Raw genomic sequence first — 22091 nt, 5'->3', positions numbered from 1 at the left:
TGCAAGCTCACGCATACGCTGAAGATTGTTGGTAATCTCGTTGAGTGCGCCTTCAATTGTTTGGACCAGTGAGATGCCATCATTGGCATTTCTCGCCGCTTGGTTCAAACCGCGTATCTGAGAAGTGAAACGCTCGGAAATCGCCAGACCCGCAGCATCATCCTTGGCGCTGTTGATGCGCATGCCGGAAGACAGCCTCTGCAGGGAGGTCTGCAGCTGACTCTGAGTCGCGTTCAGATTCCGCTGGGCGTTCAGTGAGGAAACGTTGGTGTTGATTACCTGTGCCATGACCGTTCTCCTTAGGCAGTATCAGGTCCGATATCGAACCACTGGTTTGAAAGTTCCGAGGGAGGCGATTCATTGCCGCTTCACTCTCCCTTCAAACCCGTTATCGGCCCCCAAACGGCAAGCTTTAGCCTCTTGCGGCAAAATTTTTCCGCCCGACTGCCGCATTGATCAGTCAAGATCCGAAAAGAACTAAGGAAAAAATAAAAAAAACATAAAATTCAAATAGATAAAATATGCAGAAATCGCATGCTGCTGATACCGGAGGAAATGAACGGCCAGAAATTGCCGCCGGATGGTCATGGCGCCGCCGGTTCTCAGGGCGTGGAATCAGCCATCAAGAAAGGGGCTCACTGGGCACAGGCAACCCATTCTTCGCCCTACACAACCGTAAGCTACCCAAGAAATCGCAGTCGAAAGCCAATTCCGCTTCCGCAAAAAATGGATGCCACGCCGACACCCCGGAGGCCCGACGAACCGGAAAACGGATAAGAACTTGTCGTGGCAACGAAGGGGAAAAGGTGACGTTGCAGACGAAAACAGCTTGGGGCTGGGAGATGGGGGAGACACGGATGAGGAAGGTTACGCGCGAGTCTTCGCACCTTGCGGGCGGTGCAGGATCTCGTTTAGGGCCCCCGGTTGGCCGTATTGCCCGCTTGGTAGCAGCAGGACCTGCTCATTCTTTTGACCAGCAAAGAAGGAAACACCGCCTCACTGCGACAATGGAGCAATGGATATGCTTTGAAGCAAGGGCTGAGATCGGAAAGGATCACGGCGGGAATCCGGCCCAGGTGATGGATTACGGCAAGAAGCTATCCACCCTGCGGGCGCCACACCAACTGTGTGATGGGAAAGGGCTGGTGCGGTGACGATGCCCCTGAGAAGCCGGCTCATGCGCTCTTGCGGGCGGGCGCATGCCCCCGCCCGATTAGGAAAGGGCAAACGTCGTCACCCCCGCGAAGGCGGGAGTCGGGAAGGGGCTATGTGACTGGATCCCCACTTTTGCCGGAATAACGTGTGTCAGGAAACGCCGGGGGAATGGGGTTCGATCTGAACTACCGACCGAACCCCGCCGCCGCTCTTGACCTGACCGTGCCCTTTTACTGCAGCAACTGCAGAACGCTCTGAGGCGCCTGATTCGCCTGCGCCAGGACCGTCGTACCGGCCTGCTGAAGTATCTGCCCCCGGGTGAGCGCCGCAGTCTCGGCGGCGAAATCCGCATCTTGGATACGAGAGCGGGAGGCCACCAGATTTTCAGCCGTATTCATGACGCTCTTGATGGCGGATTCCAGGCGGTTCTGGATCGCGCCGAGCTCGGCGCGGGATTTTGCAACCTCTTCAATGGCGGCATCTATCAGGGTAATCGAAGCTCCTGCAGCAGCTGCATCGTTAACCAAAATAACAGCCTCATCAACACCAAGATCATCCGCCTTAAAACTGCCGATATCAGCATCAAAATCTATTTCAATTATATTATCTTCATTGGCACCCACTTGCAGCCTGAAATCAGTGGGGCGTATAGGAACTGAGTCTTCATCAAGATATGCAATATCATTAAATGTTGTCTGCTCCGCGACTCGCGTGATTTCCTTGATAAGCGCATCGATTTCAATCTTGATAATTTCCCTATCCGTATCACCATAGGTATCGTTGGCGGCCTGAACCGCGAGCTCTCTCATTCTCTGGAGATTATTGGTAATTTCATTCATGGCGCCTTCAATGGTCTGTACCAGAGAAATACCATCATTGGCATTTCTGGCCGCCTGATTCAGGCCTCGAATCTGGGCCGTCATCCGCTCTGAAATTGCCAGCCCTGCTGCATCATCCTTGGCACCATTGATACGCAGGCCCGAAGACAGGCGCTCCAGCGCAACACTGAGCTGCTTCTGGGTGTTACTGAGATTACGCTGGGCATTCAGTGAAGCGATATTCGTGTTGATGACCTGGGACATGTCGGTTACTCCCTCTCAAATCAAGCGGCGGTATACGATGCGCTTCTGGCTGTCATGTCACGGCTTTCGAGCCTGCCGGAGCGGTTATCAACCTGCGCATGCCCTACCTTATGCAACCAAAGCGCCATTTTTCCAGGAGGGATCAAGCAGAAACAGAAAAAATCATTTAAGATTTTATTTAACAAGGCTTTTTTTTTAACCAATGGACCCGATTCGAGCGAAAGTATGGTGTATGCCCCCTTGATCATGGGCAATTCCCCATCATGAAACGGCTTTATCTTTCCTGATATGGCATGAGTTTGCCGCCCGCCCCATCGATGCAGATTGGACATACCTTTGGGAGCTGCCCCTGGCCACGAAAGAATGCCGATACCGTTACCATGCAAGCAGCTCTGGATCGGGGCATTCCCGCGCACTGAGTGGTTCATTCCCGCATGCTGAGGCGTCATTACTGAAAAAGCGGGAATCCAGACACGGGCCGACAGTTCTGGACTCCCGCTTTCGCGGGAGTGACGAAGGTGCGAGGGATTGACGAAAAAGCAAGGGACTGGGGAGAGCGCGCGGGAGTGACGAAACGAGCGTGCTGGGTTTATCGCGTGGTTTCCGCGGGCATGCCCGTTCCCACGCCCACGACTCACAGCGCCAGTCTGATCAAAGCGTCAGCACGTCAAAGGCGATGATCTGCCGCTGCTCCCTGGAGAACTCCACGCCGATGAGATGGATGGGTTTACCTTGCCCCTGGTACTTGTCGGCGTAGCCCTTGTCCTGAAGCTGCCGCAGCGCCTTGCCCTCCGGCACCTGCTCCACCACCTTGAACTCGAACAGGTAAATTTGGCCATTGAAATCCACGGTCATGTCCACCCGGCCGGTGTTGCCGGCATCTTCCACGGTAATGGCCAGCCCCAGGGCGGCCAGGTGGCTGTAGAACACGCTGGCGTAATGGCCTTCATATTGGGCGATGGGGTTGTTGCGGTACCAGTCGTGGGGCAGGCCGGCAAACAGGGCCTTGAAGTGGGTTTCCAGCGCCGGCAGGTCATGGTTGCGCAGGGCCATGAGCGCCTGCATCTGGGACTCCTGCGCCCGTGAGGCCTCCAGACCCAGGGCCGGCAACAGGGATTCGTTCAGGCTGGCCTCCACTTCCCGGTTGGGGTAACCCAGGGTGTAAAGCCAGTAACCGGTGATGGGTTCTTCCACCTTGTGCACGGTGAGGTAGCCGGTTTGGAACAAAAGGGCTTCGGTGGCGATCTCGTCCACGTCGAAGCGGCCCAACAGGCTGGCCTTGGTCTGCAGACGGTCCAGACGGGGGGTGAACACGCCCCGCTCCGACAAGAGCTTGACCAAAAATGAGGGCGTGGCACTTTCAAACCAGTAGGGCCGGAACTCCCGTTTCTGGAACAGCAGCAACACATCAAACGGGTTATAGACCGCCGGCGTTGTCTCATCTCCCCAGCGATAGCCGTTGTACCACTGCCGGATCTGCTCCCGGTCCAGGCCCGGCAATTCCGGGGCAAACACGGTGTCGATGTCCGCGTCGGTGTAACCGCAGATGGGGGCAAAGGGCTTGTCCAGGGTGATGTCGTTGAGGTTGTTCAAACCCGAGAACAGACTGACCTTGCTGAACTTGGACACACCGGTGAGCAGGCAGAATTTCAGATGGGGATCGGCGTCCTTGAGGACGGAATACAGGTTTTTCAGCCCCTCCCGCAGTTCGCGGGCCACGTCGGCATCGGTGATGTTGTCCAGGATGGGCTTGTCGTATTCGTCGATCAGGACCACCACCCGCTGGCCGTGCTGATGGTGGGCCATGCGGATCAGATCGGAAAACTCGCCCGCAATGTCCTGGGCGCCACTGTGTTCGATGCCCAGGCGTTCTCGGTTGGATTGCAGCAGGTGCCGGATGCGGGTATCCAGTGCCGACCGATTGACCATCACCCCATCGGCAAAACTGATCCGGACGACCGGATGACGGGTCTGCCAGTCCCAGCGGTCGTGGATGTACAGGCCGCGGAACAGGGGTTCATTGGCCTCAAACAGTTCCTTGAGGGTGTCCAGCAGCAGGCTCTTGCCGAAGCGGCGGGGACGGGAGAGGAAATAATAGCTGCCTTCATCGATCAGCTGATGAAGGTAGGCGGTTTTATCCACATAGTAGAATCCGCCGGTGCGGATTTTGCCGAAAGCCTGTACGCCGATGGGGAGGTTGAGCTGGGTAGCCATGGAAGGAACTCGGCTCCTGGAAGTTCACTGTCGGGGCAGAATACCACGAAGCCGGGGCTGGCCTTGCGGGAGCGGCCTTTGGTTGCGAGCGCAAAGACATTCCCTCCCCTGGGAGGGGACAAAAGAAAACATGAACCATTTCGCACTTTTGACGCCAAGCAGTTGTATCCATAGTGGAGGCATGGGACTTTAACCCCGTCGCCATGTATCGGCGCTCACGGATGAACTCTCAGGCTCACGGAAGATTCCAGGGATTGGCCCGGCCGTGCGACACAAAGCCCCGTCACATGGACAGTGACGGGGCTTTACTTTGTGCGTTGTCTGTAGCGGATTGACCCGTGGACAAGGGCCGTTGCCACGCAGGATAAATCCGCGCCGGATAAATCTGCGTCATTCCCGCGCAAGCGGGAATCCATCGGCCGGTAACAGAGCGAAGGATCCTGGACTCCCACTTTTGCGGGAGTGACGAAAAGGACATGTTCGGTATCCGGATCACAGGCTCAACACATCAAAAGCGATGATCTGCCGCTGTTCCCTGGAGAACTCCACGCCGATGAGGTGGATGGGCTTGCCCTGCCCCCGGTACTTGTCGGCGTAGCCCTTGTCCTGGAGCTGCTGCAACGCCCTGCCCTCCGGCACCTGCTCCACCACCTTGAACTCGAACAGGTAGATGTGGCCATTGAAATCCACGGTCATATCCACCCGGCCGGTGTTGCCGGCATCTTCCACGGTAATGGCCAACCCCAGGGCGGCCAGGTGGCTGTAGAACACGCTGGCATAATGGCCTTCGTACTGGGCAATGGGGTTGTTGCGGTACCAGTCGTGGGGCAGGCCGGCAAACAGGGCCTTGAAGTGGGTTTCCAGGGTCGGCAGGTCATGGGCCTGCAGGGCACGAAACAGACTGATGCGTTGCTGGGCCGCCCGGGGCATGCCCAAGGCCGGGAGCAAGGCCTGGTTGAGACTCGCCTCCACTTCCCGGTTGGGATAGCCCAGGGTGTAGAGCCAGTAACCGGTCATGGGCTGCTCCACCTTGTGCACGGTGAGATACCCGGTCTGGAACAACAGGGCCTCGGTGGCAATCTCGTCCACGTCGAAGCGGCCCAGAAGTGCGGCCTCCGTTTCCAGGGTGTCCAGGCGCGGGGTGTAAAGACCGCGTTCGGCGAGGAGCTTCACCAGGAAGGTGGGTGTAGCGCTTTCGAACCAGTAGGGCCGGAATTCCCGCTCCTGAAACAGCAACAGTACGTCAAAGGGGTTGTAGACCGAGGGCAACCGCTCATCCCCCCAGCGATAACCGTTGTACCAATGGCGGATCTGATCCCGATCCAGGCCCGGTAGTTCCGGCGCAAAGACGGCATCGATGTCCTCGTCGGTGTAGCCGCAGATGGCGCCGTAATCCCGGGAGAGGGTGATGTCACGGAGGTTGTTCAGTCCGGAGAACAGACTGACCTTGCTGAACTTGGACACACCGGTGAGCAGGCAGAACTTCAGATGGGGATCGGCGTCCTTAAGGACGGAATACAGGTTTTTCAGCCCTTCCCGCAGTTCGCGGGCCACGTCGGCATCGGTGATGTTGTCCAGGATGGGCTTGTCGTATTCGTCGATCAGGACCACCACTCGCTGCCCGTGCTGCTGATGGGCCATGCGGATCAGATCGGAAAATTCGCCCGCGATGTCCTGGGCGCCGCTGTGTTCGATGCCCAGGCGTTCCCGGTTGGATTGCAGCAGGTGCCGGATGCGGGTATCCAGTGCCGACCGATTGACCATCACCCCATCGGCAAAACTGATCCGGACGACCGGATGACGGGTCTGCCAGTCCCAACGGTCGTGAATGTACAGCCCCCGGAACAGGGGCTCGTTGGCCTCGAACAGCTCCTTGAGGGTGTCCAGCAGCAGGCTCTTGCCGAAGCGGCGGGGACGGGAGAGGAAATAATAGCTGCCTTCATTGATCAGTTGATGAAGGTAGGGGGTTTTATCCACATAGTAGAATCCGCCGGTGCGGATTTTTGCGAAGGCCTGCACGCCGATGGGGAGGTTGAGCTGGGCAGCCATGAAGGAACTCGGCTCCTGGAAGGTTTACTGTCGGGGCAGGATATCACGAAGCCGGATATTCCCCCGCCCCTCTCCTCCGAGGGGTGAGGGGGCTATGCAGAACCCGTCATTCCCGCGCAAGCGGGGATCCATCGGCCGGTAATGGGCTGATGGATCCTGGACTCCCGCTTTCGCGGGAGTGACGAAAGGATGCGGGAGTGGAGGATCAAAGGCTCAGCACGTCAAAGGCAATGATCTGTCGCTGTTCCCTGGAGAACTCCACGCCGATGAGGTGGATGGGCTTGCCCTGCCCCCGGTACTTGTCGGCGTAGCCCTTGTCCTGGAGCTGCTGTAGCGCCCTGCCCTCCGGCACCTGCTCCACCACCTTGAACTCAAACAGGTAAATGTGGCCATTGAAATCCACGGTCATATCTACCCGGCCGGTGTTGCCGGCGTCTTCCACGGTGATGGCCAACCCCAGGGCGGCCAGGTGGCTGTAGAACACGCTGGCGTAATGGCCTTCGTACTGGGCGATGGGGTTGTTGCGGTACCAGTCGTGGGGCAGGCCGGCAAACAGGGCTTTGAAGTGGGTTTCAAGGGCCGGTAGGTCATGGGCCTGCAGGGCACGAAACAGACTGATGCGTTGCTGGGCCGCCCGGGGCATGCCCAAGGCCGGGAGCAAGGCCTGGTTGAGACTGGCCTCCACTTCCCGGTTGGGATAGCCCAGGGTGTAGAGCCAGTAACCGGTCATGGGCTGCTCCACCTTGTGCACGGTGAGATACCCGGTCTGGAACAAAAGGGCTTCCGTGGCGATCTCGTCCACGTCGAAGCGGCCCAGAAGTGCGGCCTCCGTTTCCAGGGTGTCCAGGCGCGGGGTGTAAAGACCGCGTTCGGCGAGGAGCTTCACCAGAAAGGTGGGCGTGGCGCTTTCGAACCAGTAGGGGCGAAACTCCCGCTCCTGGAACAGCAACAGTACGTCAAAGGGGTTGTAGACCGAGGGCAACCGCTCATCCCCCCAGCGATAACCGTTGTACCAATGGCGGATCTGATCCCGGTCCAGGCCCGGTAGTTCAGGCGCAAAGATGGTATCGATGTCCTCGTCGGTGTAGCCGCAGATGGCGCCGTAATCCCGGGAGAGGGTGATGTCACGCAGGTTATTTAGTCCGGAAAACAGGCTGACCTTGCTGAACTTGGACACACCGGTGAGCAGGCAGAATTTCAGATGGGGGTCGGCGTCCTTGAGGACGGAATACAGGTTTTTCAGCCCTTCCCGCAGTTCGCGGGCCACGTCGGCATCGGTGATGTTGTCCAGGATCGGCTTGTCGTATTCGTCGATCAGGACCACCACCCGCTGGCCGTGCTGATGATGGGCGCGGCGGATCAGCTCTCCGAATCGTCCGGCAATGCTGCGATTTTCCAGACGGACCTGTAAAGCTTCGGCCTGCTGGGAGAGCATTTCCTCGATTCGCGCATCCAGGGTGTCCCGGCTCTGCATCACTCCATCGGCAAAACTGATCCGGACGACCGGATGGCGGATCTGCCAGTCCCAGCGGTCGTGGATGTACAGGCAGCGGAACAGGGGTTCGTTGGCCTCAAACAGCTCCTTGAGGGTATCCAGCAGCAGGCTCTTGCCGAAGCGGCGGGGGCGGGAGAGGAAGTAGTATTTCCCCTCCTTGATCAGCCGATGCAGCCAGGGGGTCTTGTCCACGTAGTAGTAACCCTCGTTGATGATCTCGGCGAGGGATTGCACTCCGATGGGGAGATTGAGCGGGGTAGCCATGGAAGGAACTCGGCTCCTGGAAGGTTTACTGTCAGGGAGAATATCATGAAGCCGGGGCCGGCCTTGTGGTAGCAACCCTTGGCCGTGAATGCGGGTGTACGCCCAAAGGCATTCGCCTCCTGGAAAAGACAAAAGAAAACATGAACCATTTCCCATTTTTCACGCCAAGCGGTTGCATCCATCCTGGAGGCATGGGATCTCGACCTCGTCGCCATGTATCGGCGCTCACGGATGAACTCTCAGGCTCACGGAAGATTCCAGGGATTGGCCCGGCCGCGCGACACAAAGCCCCGTCACATGGACAGTGACGGGGCTTTACTTTGTGCGTTGCGTGTAGCGGATTGACCCGTGGACAAGGGCCGTTGCCACGCTGGATAAAGACGAAAAGGGCATGTTCAGTACCCGGATCAAAGGCTCAGCACGTCAAAGGCGATGATCTGCCGCTGTTCCCTGGAGAACTCCACGCCGATGAGGTGGATGGGCTTGCCCTGCCCCCGGTACTTGTCGGCGTAGCCCTTGTCTTGGAGCTGCTGCAACGCCTTGCCCTCCGGCACCTGCTCCACCACCTTGAACTCAAACAGGTAAATGTGGCCATTGAAATCCACGGTCATGTCCACCCGGCCGGTGTTGCCGGCGTCTTCCACGGTGATGGCCAGCCCCAGGGCGGCCAGGTGGCTGTAGAACACGCTGGCATAATGGCCTTCATACTGGGCAATGGGGTTGTTGCGGTACCAATCGTGAGGCAGGCCGGCAAACAGGGCCTTGAAGTGGGTTTCCAGGGCCGGCAGGTCATGATTGCGCAGGGCCATGAGCGCCTGCATCTGGGACTCCTGCGCCCGTGAGGCCTCCAGACCCAGGGCCGGCAGTAGGGATTCGTTCAGGCTGGCCTCCACTTCCCGATTGGGGTAACCCAGGGTATAGAGCCAGTAACCGGTGATGGGTTCTTCCACCTTATGCACGGTGAGATAGCCGGTCTGGAACAAGAGAGCCTCGGTGGCAATCTCGTCCACGTCGAAGCGGCCCAACAGGCTGGCCTTGGTCTGCAGACGGTCCAGACGGGGGGTGAACACGCCCCGCTCCGACAAGAGCTTGACCAAAAATGAGGGCGTGGCACTTTCAAACCAGTAGGGCCGGAACTCCCGCTCCTGGAACAGCAACAGTACGTCAAAGGGGTTGTAGACCGAGGGCAACCGCTCATCCCCCCAGCGATAACCGTTGTACCAATGGCGGATCTGATCCCGATCCAGGCCCGGTAGTTCCGGCGCAAACACGGTATCGATGTCCTCGTCGGTGTAGCCGCAGATGGCGCCGTAGTCCCGGGAGAGGGTGATGTCACGCAGGTTGTTCAGTCCGGAGAACAGACTGACCTTGCTGAACTTGGACACACCGGTGAGCAGGCAGAACTTCAGATGGGGGTCGGCGTCCTTGAGGACGGAATACAGGTTTTTCAGCCCTTCCCGCAGTTCGCGGGCCACATCATGATCCGTGATGTTGTCCAGGATGGGCTTGTCATATTCGTCGATCAGGACCACCACTCGTTGGCCATGCTGCTGATGGGCCATGCGGATCAGATCGGAAAACTCGCCGGCGATGTCCTGGGCGCCGCTGTGGTCGATGCCCAGGCGCTCCCGGTTGGATTGCAGCAGGTGACGGATACGGGTATCCAGTGCCGACCGATTGACCATCACCCCATCGGCAAAACTGATCCGGATCACCGGGTGGCGGATCTGCCAGTCCCAGCGGTTGTGGATGTACAGGCCGCGGAACAGGGGCTCGTTGGCCTCGAACAGTTCCTTGAGGGTATCCAGCAGCAGGCTCTTGCCGAAGCGGCGGGGGCGGGAGAGGAAGTAGTACTTCCCCTCCTTGATCAGCCGATGCAGCCAGGGGGTCTTGTCCACGTAGTAGTAACCCTCGTTGATGATCTCGGCGAGGGATTGCACTCCGATGGGGAGATTGAGCGGGGTCGCCATGGAAGGAACTCGGCTCCTGGAAGGTTTACTGTCAGGGAGAATATCATGAGGCTGGGGCTGACCCCGTGGTAGCAACCCTTGGCCGCGCACGAATGCCAAGGTCGCTATCAATGTTCAAGAGGCTCTGAATGGGTCAGTCCCGCCCAAGGAGAATCCGGTCAGCAAAAATCAGACTCGCGCCATGAATCTGCGTCATTCCCGCGCAAGCGGGAATCCATCGGCCGGTAACAGAGGGAAGGACCCTGGACTCCCGCTTTCGCGGGAGTGACGAAAGAGCGCGGAAGTGAAGAAAAGGGCGTGTTCGGTATTCCGCACCGTTTTCACAACCGTTTTCACGGGCAGGCCCGCTCCCACGGCCACGATTCACAGGCCCGGTCGGATCAAAGGCTCAACACATCAAAAGCGATGATCTGTCGCTGTTCCCTGGAGAACTCCACGCCGATGAGGTGGATGGGCTTGCCCTGACCCTGGTACTTGTCGGCGTAGCCCTTGTCCTGGAGTTGCCGCAGCGCCTTGCCCTCCGGCACCTGCTCCACCACCTTGAACTCAAACAGGTAAATGTGGCCATTGAAATCCACGGTCATGTCCACCCGGCCGGTGTTGCCGGCATCTTCCACGGTGATGGCCAGACCCAGGGCGGCCAGGTGGCTGTAGAACACGCTGGCATAATGGCCTTCATACTGGGCAATGGGGTTGTTGCGGTACCAGTCGTGGGGCAGACCGGCAAACAGGGCCTTGAAGTGGGTTTCTAGAGCCGGCAGGTCATGGTTGCGCAGAGCCATGAGCGCCTGCATCTGGGACTCCTGCGCCCGTGAGGCCTCCAGACCCAGGGCCGGCAACAGGGATTCGTTCAGGCTGGCCTCCACTTCCCGGTTGGGGTAACCCAGGGTGTAAAGCCAGTAACCGGTGATGGGTTCTTCCACCTTGTGCACGGTGAGGTAGCCGGTTTGGAACAAAAGGGCTTCGGTGGCGATCTCGTCCACGTCGAAGCGGCCCAACAGGCTGGCCTTGGTCTGCAGACGGTCCAGACGGGGGGTGAACACGCCTCGCTCCGACAAGAGCTTGACCAAAAATGAGGGCGTGGCACTTTCAAACCAGTAAGGCCGGAACTCCCGTTTCTGGAACAGCAGCAACACATCAAACGGGTTATAGACCGCCGGCGTTGTCTCATCTCCCCAGCGATAGCCGTTGTACCACTGCCGGATCTGCTCCCGGTCCAGACCCGGCAATTCCGGGGCAAACACGGTGTCGATGTCCGCGTCGGTGTAACCGCAGATGGGGGCAAAGGGCTTGTCCAGGGTGATGTCGTTGAGATTGTTCAGCCCCGAGAACAAACTGACCTTGCTGAACTTGGAGACCCCGGTGAGCAGGCAGAATTTCAGATGGGGATCTGCGTCCTTGAGGACGGAATACAGGTTTTTCAGCCCTTCCCGCAGTTCGCGGGCCACGTCGGCATCGGTGATGTTGTCCAGGATGGGCTTGTCGTATTCGTCGATCAGGACCACCACCCGCTGGCCGTGCTGATGGTGGGCCATGCGGATCAGATCGGAAAACTCGCCCGCAATGTCCTGGGCGCCGCTGTGTTCGATGCCCAGGCGTTCTCGGTTGGATTGCAGCAGGTGCCGGATGCGGGTATCCAGTGCCGACCGATTGACCATCACCCCATCGGCAAAACTGATCCGGACGACCGGATGACGGGTCTGCCAATCCCAGCGGTCGTGGATGTACAGGCAGCGGAACAGGGGTTCGTTGGCCTCAAACAGCTCCTTGAGGGTGTCCAGCAGCAGGCTCTTGCCGAAACGCCGGGGGCGGGAGAGGAAGTAGTATTTCCCCTCCTTGATCAGCCGATGCAACCAGGGGGTCTTGTCCACGTAGTAGTAACCCTCGTTGATGATCTCAGCGAGGGATTGCACTCCGATGGGGAGATTGAGCGGGGTAGCCATGGAAGGAACTCGGCTCCTGGAGGTTTACTGTCAGGGCAGAATATCATGAAGCCGGGGCCGGCCTTGTGGTAGCAACCCTTGGCCGTGAATGCGGGTGTACGCCCAAAGGCATTCGCCTCCTGGAAAAGACAAAAGAAAACATGAACCATTTCCCATTTTTCACGCCAAGCGGTTGCATCCATCCTGGAGGCATGGGATCTTGACCCCGTCGCCATGTATCGGCGCTCACGGATGAACTCTCAGGCTCACGGAAGATTCCAGGGATTGGCCCGGCCGCGCGACACAAAGCCCCGTCACATGGACAGTGACGGGGCTTTACTTTGTGCGTTGCGTGTAGCGGATTGACCCGTGGACAAGGGCCGTTGCCACGCTGGATAAAGACGAAAAGGGCATGTTCGGTACCCGGATCAAAGGCTCAGCACGTCAAAGGCCATGATCTGCCGCTGTTCCCTGGAGAACTCCACGCCGATGAGGTGGATGGGCTTTCCCTGCCCCCGGTACTTGTCGGCATAGCCCTTGTCCTGGAGCTGCTGCAGCGCCCTGCCCTCCGGCACCTGCTCCACCACCTTGAACTCGAACAGGTAAATGTGGCCATTGAAATCCACGGTCATATCTACCCGGCCGGTGTTGCCGGCATCTTCCACGGTAATGGTCAGACCCAGGGCGGCCAGGTGGCTGTAGAACACGCTGGCGTAATGACCTTCATATTGGGCGATGGTGTTGTTGCGGTACCAATCGTGGGGCAGGCCGGCAAACAGGGCCTTGAAATGGGTTTCCAGGGCCGGTAGATCATGGGCCTGCAGGGCGCGAAACAGACTGATGCGCTGCTGGGCCGCCCGGGGCATGCCCAAGGCCGGGAGCAAGGCCTGGTTGAGACTGGCCTCCACTTCCCGGTTGGGATAGCCCAGGGTGTAGAGCCAGTAACCGGTCATGGGCTGCTCCACCTTGTGCACGGTGAGATACCCGGTCTGGAACAAAAGGGCTTCCGTGGCGATCTCGTCCACGTCGAAGCGGCCCAGGAGTGCGGCCTCCGTTTCCAGGGTGTCCAGGCGCGGGGTGTAAAGACCGCGTTCGGCGAGGAGCTTCACCAGGAAGGTGGGCGTGGCACTTTCAAACCAGTAGGGCCGGAACTCCCGTTTCTGGAACAACAGCAATACATCGAACGGGTTATAGACCGCCGGTGTTGTCTCATCCCCCCAGCGATAGCCGTTGTACCACTGCCGGATCTGCTCCCGGTCCAGGCCCGGCAATTCCGGGGCAAACACGGTGTCGATGTCCGCGTCGGTGTAGCCGCAGATGGGCGCAAAAGGCTTGTCCAGGGTGATGTCGTTGAGATTGTTGAGTCCCGAGAACAGGCTGACCTTGCTGAATTTCGATACACCGGTGAGCAGGCAGAATTTCAGATGGGGGTCGGCGTCCTTGAGGACGGAATACAGGTTTTTCAACCCTTCCCGCAGTTCGCGAGCCACATCATGATCCGTGATGTTGTCCAGGATGGGCTTGTCGTATTCGTCGATCAGGACCACTACCCGCTGGCCATGCTGATGATGGGCGCGGCGGATCAGCTCTCCGAATCGTCCGGCAATGCTGCGATTTTCCAGAGTGACCTGTAATCTTTCGGCTTGCTGGGAGAGCATTTCCTCGATGCGTTCATCCAACTGCCGCCGGTTGCCCATCACCCCATCGGCAAAACTGATCCGGATGACCGGGTGGCGGGTCTGCCAGTCCCAGCGGTCGTGGATGTACAGACCACGGAACAGGGGCTCGTTGGCCTCAAACAGCTCCTTGAGGGTGTCCAGCAGCAGGCTCTTGCCGAAGCGACGGGGGCGGGAGAGGAAGTAGTACTTCCCTTCCTTGATCAGCCGATGCAGCCAGGGGGTCTTGTCCACATAGTAGTAACCCCCGTTGATGATCTCTTCAAGGGACTGCACTCCGATGGGAAGATTGCGCTGGGTCGCCATAAAAGGAACTCGGCTCCTGGAGGTTCACTGTCGGGGCAGAATATCATGATAGCCCCGTGGCCAAGGGCCATTGCCACACCGGTCGCTCTGAATGGCCATTCCCGTGTACGGGGAACCCGGTCAGCAAAAAATTGGAACCGCGCCATGAATCTGCGTCATTCCCGCGCAAGCGGGAATCCATCGGCCGGTAACAGAGCGAAGGATCCTGGACTCCCGCTTGCGCGGGAGTGACGAAAAGGGCGTGTTCGGTACCCGGATCAAAGGCTCAGCACGTCAAAGGCGATGATCTGCCGCTGTTCCCTGGAGAACTCCACGCCGATGAGGTGGATGGGCTTGCCCTGCCCCCGGTACTTGTCGGCGTAGCCCTTGTCCTGGAGCTGCTGCAACGCCTTGCCCTCCGGCACCTGCTCCACCACCTTGAACTCAAACAGGTAAATGTGACCATTGAAATCCACGGTCATATCCACCCGGCCGGTGTTGCCGGCATCTTCCACGGTAATGGCCAACCCCAGGGCGGCCAGGTGGCTGTAGAACACGCTGGCATAATGGCCTTCATACTGGGCAATGGGGTTGTTGCGGTACCAGTCGTGGGGCAGACCGGCAAACAGGGCCTTGAAGTGGGTTTCCAGCGCCGGCAGGTCATGGTTGCGCAGGGCCATGAGCGCCTGCATCTGGGACTCCTGCGCCCGTGAGGCCTCCAGACCCAGGGCCGGCAACAGGGATTCGTTCAGGCTGGCCTCCACTTCCCGGTTGGGGTAACCCAGGGTGTAAAGCCAGTAACCGGTGATGGGTTCTTCCACCTTGTGCACGGTGAGGTAGCCGGTTTGGAACAAAAGGGCTTCGGTGGCGATCTCGTCCACGTCGAAGCGGCCCAACAGGCTGGCCTTGGTCTGCAGACGGTCCAGACGGGGGGTGAACACGCCTCGCTCCGACAAAAGCTTGACCAAAAATGAGGGCGTGGCACTTTCAAACCAGTAAGGCCGGAACTCCCGTTTCTGGAACAGCAGCAACACATCAAACGGGTTATAGACCGCCGGCGTTGTCTCATCTCCCCAGCGATAGCCGTTGTACCACTGCCGGATCTGGTCCCGGTCCAGGCCCGGCAATTCCGGGGCAAACACGGTGTCGATGTCCGCGTCGGTGTAACCGCAGATGGGGGCAAAGGGCTTGTCCAGGGTGATGTCGTTGAGGTTGTTCAAACCCGAGAACAGACTGACCTTGCTGAACTTGGACACACCGGTGAGCAGGCAGAATTTCAGATGGGGATCGGCGTCCTTGAGGACGGAATACAGGTTTTTCAGCCCCTCCCGCAGTTCGCGGGCCACGTCGGCATCGGTGATGTTGTCCAGGATGGGCTTGTCGTATTCGTCGATCAGAACCACTACCCGCTGGCCGTGCTGCTGATGGGCCCCAGTGATTAATTCCCGGAACCGCCCCTGAATACTTTCATTGCTCAGGGTAATACCCAGCCTTTCCGAGTGTTCACGCAACAGCTCTTCAATGTGCTGGTCCAATGCCTGACGACTGCCCATGACCCCATCGGCAAAACTCAGTCGAATGACCGGATGACGGGTCTGCCAATCCCAGCGGTCATGGATGTACAGGCCGCGGAACAGAGGCTCGTTGGCCTCAAACAGTTCCTTGAGGGTGTCCAGCAGCAGGCTCTTGCCGAAGCGGCGGGGACGGGAGAGGAAATAATAGCTACCTTCATCGATCAGCTGATGAAGGTAGGCGGTTTTATCCACATAGTAGAATCCGCCGGTGCGGATTTTGCCGAAAGCCTGTACGCCGATGGGGAGATTGAGCTGGGTAGCCATGGAAGGAACTCGGCTCCTGGAAGTTCACTGTCGGGGCAGAATAGCACGAAGCCGGGGCTGCCCTTTGGTCGTGAGTGAGTGCGGGTGCACACCCAAAGGCGTTCCCCTCCCTGGATAACGACAAAAGAAAATATGAACCATTTCGCACTTTTGACGCCAAGCGGTTGTATCCATCCTGGAGGTATGGGATTTTGACCTCGTCGCCATGTATCGGCGCTCAAGGATGAACTCTCAGGCTCACGGAAGATTCCAGGGATTGGCCCGGCCGTGCGACACAAAGCCCCGTCACATGGACAGTGACGGGGCTTTACTTTGTGCGTTGCGTGTAGAGGATTGACCCGTGGCCGAAAGGGCGTGTTCGATTTATCACGACCGTTTTCACGGGCAGGCCCGCTCCCCCACGGCCACGATTCACAGGCCCGGTCGGATCAAAGGCTCAGCACGTCAAAGGCGATGATCTGTCGCTGTTCCCTGGAGAACTCCACGCCGATGAGGTGGATGGGCTTGCCCTGACCCCGGTACTTGTCGGCATAGCCCTTGTCCTGGAGCTGCCGCAGTGCCCTGCCCTCCGGCACCTGCTCCACCACCTTGAACTCGAACAGGTAGATATGACCATTGAAATCCACGGTCATGTCCACCCGGCCGGTGTTGCCGGCATCTTCCACGGTAATGGTCAGACCCAGGGCGGCCAGGTGGCTGTAGAACACGCTGGCGTAATGGCCTTCATATTGGGCGATGGGGTTGTTGCGGTACCAGTCGTGGGGCAGACCGGCAAACAGGGCCTTGAAGTGGGTTTCCAGGGCCGGCAGGTCGTGGGCCTGCAAGGCGCGAAACAGACTGATGCGCTGCTGGGCCGCCCTGGGCATGCCCAAGGCCGGGAGCAAGGCCTGGTTGAGACTGGCCTCCACTTCCCGGTTGGGATAGCCCAGGGTGTAGAGCCAGTAACCGGTCATGGGCTGCTCCACCTTGTGCACGGTGAGATAGCCGGTCTGGAACAACAGGGCCTCGGTGGCAATCTCGTCCACGTCGAAGCGGCCCAGAAGCGCGGCCTCCGTTTCCAGGGTGTCCAGGCGCGGGGTGTAAAGACCGCTTTCGGCGAGGAGCTTCACCAGGAAGGTGGGCGTAGCGCTTTCAAACCAGTAGGGCCGGAATTCCCGTTTCTGGAACAGCAGCAACACATCGAACGGATTATAGACCGCCGGCGTTGTTTCATCTCCCCAGCGATAGCCGTTGTACCACTGCCGGATCTGCTCCCGGTCCAGGCCCGGCAGTTCCGGGGCAAACACGGTGTCGATGTCCTCGTCGGTGTAGCCGCAGATTGGGGCAAAGGGCTTGTCCAGGGTGATGTCGTTGAGGTTGTTCAGCCCCGAGAACAGACTGACCTTGCTGAATTTCGATACACCGGTGAGCAGGCAGAATTTCAGATAGGGATCGGCGTCCTTGAGGACGGAATACAGGTTTTTCAGCCCTTCCCGCAGTTCGCGAGCCACATCATGATCCGTGATGTTGTCCAGGATGGGCTTGTCATATTCGTCGATCAGTACCACCACTCGCTGGCCATGCTGCTGATGGGCCATGCGGATCAGATCGGAAAACTCGCCGGCGATGTCCTGGGCGCCGCTGTGGTCGATGCCCAGGCGTTCTCGGTTGGATTGCAGCAGGTGCCGGATGCGGGTATCCAGTGCCGACCGATTGACCATCACCCCATCGGCAAAACTGATCCGGACGACCGGATGACGGGTCTGCCAGTCCCAGCGGTCGTGGATGTACAGGCCGCGGAACAGGGGTTCATTGGCCTCAAACAGTTCCTTGAGGGTGTCCAGCAGCAGGCTCTTGCCGAAGCGGCGGGGACGGGAGAGGAAATAATAGCTGCCTTCATCGATCAGCTGATGAAGGTAGGCGGTTTTATCCACATAGTAGAATCCGCCGGTGCGGATTTTGCCGAAAGCCTGTACGCCGATGGGGAGGTTGAGCTGGGCAGCCATGAAGGAACTCGGCTCCTGGAGGTTCACTGTTGGGGCAGAATACCACGAAGCCGGGGCTGGCCTTGTGGGAGCGGCCTTTGGTTGCGAGCGCAAAGACATTCCCTCCCCTGGGAGGGGACAAAAGAAAATATGAACCATTTCTCACTTTTGACGCCAAGCGGTTGTATCCATCCTGGAGGCATGGGATCTTGACCCCGTCGCCATGTACCGGCGCTCACGGATGAACTCTCAGGCTCACGGAAGATTCCAGGGATGGCCCGGCCGCGCGACACAAAGCCCCGTCACATGGACAGTGACGGGGCTTTACTTTATGCATTGCGTGTAATTGACCCGAGAGCGACGAAAAGGGCGTGTTCGATTTATCACGACCGTTTTCACGGGCAGTGCCCGCTCCCCCACGGCCACGATTCACAGGCCCCGTCGGATCAAAGGCTCAGCACGTCAAAGGCAATGATCTGTCGCTGTTCCCTGGAGAACTCCACGCCGATGAGGTGGATGGGCTTGCCCTGCCCCCGGTACTTGTCGGCGTAGCCCTTGTCCTGGAGCTGCCGCAGCGCCCTACCCTCCGGGACCTGCTCCACCACCTTGAACTCAAACAGGTAAATGTGGCCATTGAAATCCACGGTCATGTCCACCCGGCCGGTGTTGCCGGCGTCTTCCACGGTGATGGCCAGTCCCAGGGCGGCCAGGTGGCTGTAGAAAACGCTGGCATAATGGCCTTCATACTGGGCAATGGGGTTGTTGCGGTACCAGTCGTGAGGCAGGCCGGCAAACAGGGCTTTGAAGTGGGTTTCAAGGGCCGGTAGGTCATGGGCCTGCAGGGCACGAAACAGACTGATGCGTTGCTGGGCCGCCCGGGGCATGCCCAAGGCCGGGAGCAAGGCCTGGTTGAGACTGGCCTCCACTTCCCGGTTGGGATAGCCCAGGGTGTAGAGCCAGTAACCGGTCATGGGCTGCTCCACCTTGTGCACGGTGAGATACCCGGTCTGGAACAACAGGGCCTCGGTGGCAATCTCGTCCACGTCGAAGCGGCCCAGGAGTGCGGCCTCCGTTTCCAGGGTGTCCAGGCGCGGGGTGTAAAGACCGTGTTCGGCGAGGAGCTTGACCAGGAAGGTGGGCGTGGCGCTTTCGAACCAGTAGGGCCGGAATTCCCGCTCCTGCAACAGCAACAGTACGTCAAAGGGGTTGTAGACCGAGGGCAACCGCTCATCCCCCCAGCGATAACCGTTGTACCATTGGCGGATCTGGTCCCGGTCCAGACCCGGTAGTTCCGGCGCAAAGATGGTATCGATGTCCGCGTCGGTGTAGCCGCAGATGGCGCCGTAATCCCGGGAGAGGGTGATGTCACGGAGGTTGTTCAGTCCGGAGAACAAACTGACCTTGCTGAACTTGGACACACCGGTGAGCAGGCAGAATTTCAGATGGGGATCGGCGTCCTTGAGGACGGAGTACAGGTTTTTCAGCCCTTCCCGCAGCTCGCGGGCCACGTCGGCATTGGTGATGTTGTCCAGGATGGGCTTGTCGTATTCGTCGATCAGGACCACCACCCGCTGGCCGTGCTGCTGATGGGCCCCAGTGATTAATTCCCGGAACCGCCCCTGAATACTTTCATTGCTCAGGGTAATACCCAGCCTTTCCGAGTGTTCACGCAACAGCTCTTCAATGTGCTGGTCCAATGCCTGACGACTGCCCATGACCCCATCGGCAAAACTCAGCCGAATGACCGGATGACGGGTCTGCCAATCCCAGCGGTCATGGATGTACAGGCCGCGGAACAGAGGCTCGTTGGCCTCAAACAGCTCCTTGAAGGTGTCCAGCAGCAGGCTCTTGCCGAACCGACGGGGCCGGGAGAGGAAGTAATAGCTGCCTTCATCGATCAGCTGATGAAGGTAGGGGGTTTTATCCACATAGTAGAATCCACCGGTGCGGATTTTAGCGAAAGCCTGTACGCCGATGGGGAGATTGAGCTGGGTAGCCATGGAAGGAACTCGGCTCCTGGAGGTTCACTGTCGGGGCAGAATACCACGAAGCCTGGGCTACCCTTTGGTCGTGAGCGCGGGTGCGCACCCAAAGGCGTTCCCCTCCCTGGATAACGACAAAAGAAAATATGAACCATTTCGCACTTTTGACGCCGAGCATTTGCATCCATAGTGGAGGTATGGGATCTTGACCCCGTCGCCATGTATCGGCGCTCACGGATGAACTCTCAGGCTCACGGAAGATTCCAGGGATTGGCCCGACCGTGCGACACAAAGCCCCGTCACATGGACAGTGACGGGGCTTTACTTTGTGCGTTGTCTGTAGCGGATTGACCCGTGGCCGAGCGCCGTTGCCATGCTGGATAAATATGCGTCATTCCCGCGCAAGCGGGAATCCATCGGCCGGTAACAGAGGGAAGGATCCTGGACTCCCGCTTTCGCGGGAGTGACGAAAGAGCGCGGAAGTGAAGAAAAGGGCGTGTTCGGTATTCCGCACCGTTTTCACAACCGTTTTCACGGGCAGGCCCGCTCCCATGGCCACGATTCACAGACCCGGTCGGATCAAAGGCTCAGCACATCAAAAGCGATGATCTGCCGCTGTTCCCTGGAGAACTCCACCCCGATGAGGTGGATGGGCTTGCCCTGCCCCCGGTACTTGTCGGCGTAGCCCTTGTCCTGGAGCTGCCGCAGCGCCCTGCCCTCCGGCACCTGCTCCACCACCTTGAACTCAAACAGGTAAATGTGGCCATTGAAATCCACGGTCATGTCCACCCGGCCGGTGTTGCCGGCGTCTTCCACGGTGATGGCCAGTCCCAGGGCGGCCAGGTGGCTGTAGAACACGCTAGCGTAATGGCCTTCATACTGGGCGATGGGGTTGTTGCGGTACCAGTCGTGGGGCAAGCCGGCAAACAGGGCCTTGAAGTGGGTTTCCAGGGCCGGCAGGTCATGATTGCGCAGGGCCATGAGCGCCTGCATCTGGGACTCCTGCGCCCGTGAGGCCTCCAGACCCAGGGCCGGCAACAGGGATTCGTTCAGGCTGGCCTCCACTTCCCGATTGGGGTAACCCAGGGTATAGAGCCAGTAACCGGTGATGGGTTCTTCCACCTTATGCACGGTGAGATAGCCGGTCTGGAACAAGAGGGCCTCGGTGGCAATCTCGTCCACGTCGAAGCGGCCCAACAGGCTGGCCTTGGTCTGCAGACGGTCCAGACGGGGGGTGAACACGCCCCGCTCCGACAAGAGCTTGACCAAAAATGAGGGCGTGGCACTTTCAAACCAGTAGGGCCGAAACTCCCGCTCCTGAAACAGCAACAGTACGTCAAAGGGGTTGTAGACCGAGGGCAACCGCTCATCCCCCCAGCGATAACCGTTGTACCAATGGCGGATCTGATCCCGGTCCAGGCCCGGTAGTTCCGGCGCAAAGATGGTATCGATGTCCTCGTCGGTGTAGCCGCAGATGGCGCCGTAGTCCCGGGAGAGGGTGATGTCACGCAGGTTGTTCAGTCCGGAGAACAGACTGACCTTGCTGAACTTGGACACACCGGTGAGCAGGCAGAACTTCAGATGGGGGTCGGCGTCCTTGAGGACGGAATACAGGTTTTTCAGCCCCTCCCGCAGTTCGCGGGCCACGTCGGCATCGGTGATGTTGTCCAGGATGGGCTTGTCATATTCGTCGATCAGGACCACCACCCGCTGGCCGTGCTGATGGTGGGCCATGCGGATCAGATCGGAAAACTCGCCGGCGATGTCCTGGGCGCCGCTGTGTTCGATGCCCAAGCGTTCCCGGTTGGATTGCAGCAGGTGCCGGATGCGGGTGTCCAGTGCCGACCGATTGACCATCACCCCATCGGCAAAACTGATCCGGACGACCGGATGGCGGATCTGCCAGTCCCAGCGGTCGTGGATGTACAGACCACGGAACAGGGGCTCGTTGGCCTCAAACAGCTCCTTGAGAGTGTCCAGCAGCAGGCTCTTGCCGAAGCGACGGGGGCGGGAGAGGAAATAATAGCTGCCTTCATCGATCAGTTGATGAAGGTAGGGGGTTTTATCCACATAGTAGAATCCGCCGGTGCGGATTTTGCCGAAAGCCTGTACGCCGATGGGGAGATTGAGCTGGGTCGCCATGGAATGAAACTCGGCTCTTGGAGGTTTACTGTCGGGGCAGAATATTAACCCGG

Annotated in this window: 12 protein-coding genes and 1 pseudogene; all 13 read right to left on the bottom strand. The window is 59.0% G+C overall.

Going from position 1 to position 22091, the window contains the following annotated elements; all coding sequences use genetic code 11:
- Nucleotides 1–288 (bottom strand): annotated as a pseudogene (locus ECTPHS_RS12185) (flagellin FliC); the annotation flags it as partial.
- A gap of 1097 nt (nucleotides 289–1385) precedes the next feature.
- Entirely contained in the window at nucleotides 1386–2237 is an 852-nt protein-coding gene (locus ECTPHS_RS12180) for a flagellin (RefSeq protein ID WP_008933055.1), read from the bottom strand.
- Nucleotides 2238–2257: 20 nt separating this feature from the next.
- The gene (locus tag ECTPHS_RS14650; protein ID WP_141565356.1) at nucleotides 2258–2665 is read right to left on the bottom strand and encodes a hypothetical protein; all 408 of its coding nucleotides are present in this window, start codon (nucleotides 2663–2665) and stop codon (nucleotides 2258–2260) included.
- A 223-nt stretch (nucleotides 2666–2888) separates the two neighbouring features.
- Entirely contained in the window at nucleotides 2889–4451 is a 1563-nt protein-coding gene (locus ECTPHS_RS12175; RefSeq protein WP_008933054.1) for an ATP-binding protein, read from the bottom strand.
- A 492-nt stretch (nucleotides 4452–4943) separates the two neighbouring features.
- Complete coding sequence (locus ECTPHS_RS12170) at nucleotides 4944–6500, bottom strand: ATP-binding protein (protein ID WP_008933053.1); 1557 nt, start codon at nucleotides 6498–6500, stop codon at nucleotides 4944–4946.
- A gap of 205 nt (nucleotides 6501–6705) precedes the next feature.
- On the bottom strand, nucleotides 6706–8259 hold the full coding sequence (locus ECTPHS_RS12165; RefSeq protein ID WP_008933052.1) for an ATP-binding protein: 1554 nt from the start codon (nucleotides 8257–8259) through the stop codon (nucleotides 6706–6708).
- Between the two features lie 407 nt (nucleotides 8260–8666).
- Nucleotides 8667–10229 (bottom strand): ATP-binding protein, encoded by a 1563-nt coding sequence (locus ECTPHS_RS12160; RefSeq protein WP_008933051.1) that lies wholly within the window; start codon nucleotides 10227–10229, stop codon nucleotides 8667–8669.
- A gap of 380 nt (nucleotides 10230–10609) precedes the next feature.
- Nucleotides 10610–12172, bottom strand: a complete 1563-nt coding sequence (locus tag ECTPHS_RS12155) for an ATP-binding protein (RefSeq protein ID WP_008933050.1) — start codon at nucleotides 12170–12172, stop codon at nucleotides 10610–10612.
- Nucleotides 12173–12579: 407 nt separating this feature from the next.
- A complete protein-coding gene (locus ECTPHS_RS12150; RefSeq protein WP_008933049.1) occupies nucleotides 12580–14133 on the bottom strand; it encodes an ATP-binding protein in 1554 nt (517 codons plus the stop codon).
- Nucleotides 14134–14390: 257 nt separating this feature from the next.
- A complete protein-coding gene (locus ECTPHS_RS12145) occupies nucleotides 14391–15950 on the bottom strand; it encodes an ATP-binding protein (RefSeq protein ID WP_008933048.1) in 1560 nt (519 codons plus the stop codon).
- 428 nt (nucleotides 15951–16378) lie between these two features.
- The gene (locus ECTPHS_RS12140) at nucleotides 16379–17935 is read right to left on the bottom strand and encodes an ATP-binding protein (protein ID WP_008933047.1); all 1557 of its coding nucleotides are present in this window, start codon (nucleotides 17933–17935) and stop codon (nucleotides 16379–16381) included.
- A gap of 425 nt (nucleotides 17936–18360) precedes the next feature.
- Nucleotides 18361–19914, bottom strand: a complete 1554-nt coding sequence (locus tag ECTPHS_RS12135) for an ATP-binding protein (protein ID WP_008933046.1) — start codon at nucleotides 19912–19914, stop codon at nucleotides 18361–18363.
- A gap of 561 nt (nucleotides 19915–20475) precedes the next feature.
- Complete coding sequence (locus tag ECTPHS_RS12130) at nucleotides 20476–22038, bottom strand: ATP-binding protein (RefSeq protein ID WP_008933045.1); 1563 nt, start codon at nucleotides 22036–22038, stop codon at nucleotides 20476–20478.
- Nucleotides 22039–22091: the final 53 nt, after the last annotated feature.

The organism is Ectothiorhodospira sp. PHS-1 (assembly GCF_000225005.1).
Lineage (GTDB): Bacteria > Pseudomonadota > Gammaproteobacteria > Ectothiorhodospirales > Ectothiorhodospiraceae > Ectothiorhodospira.
This window is presented reverse-complemented; position numbering and strand designations above follow the sequence as displayed.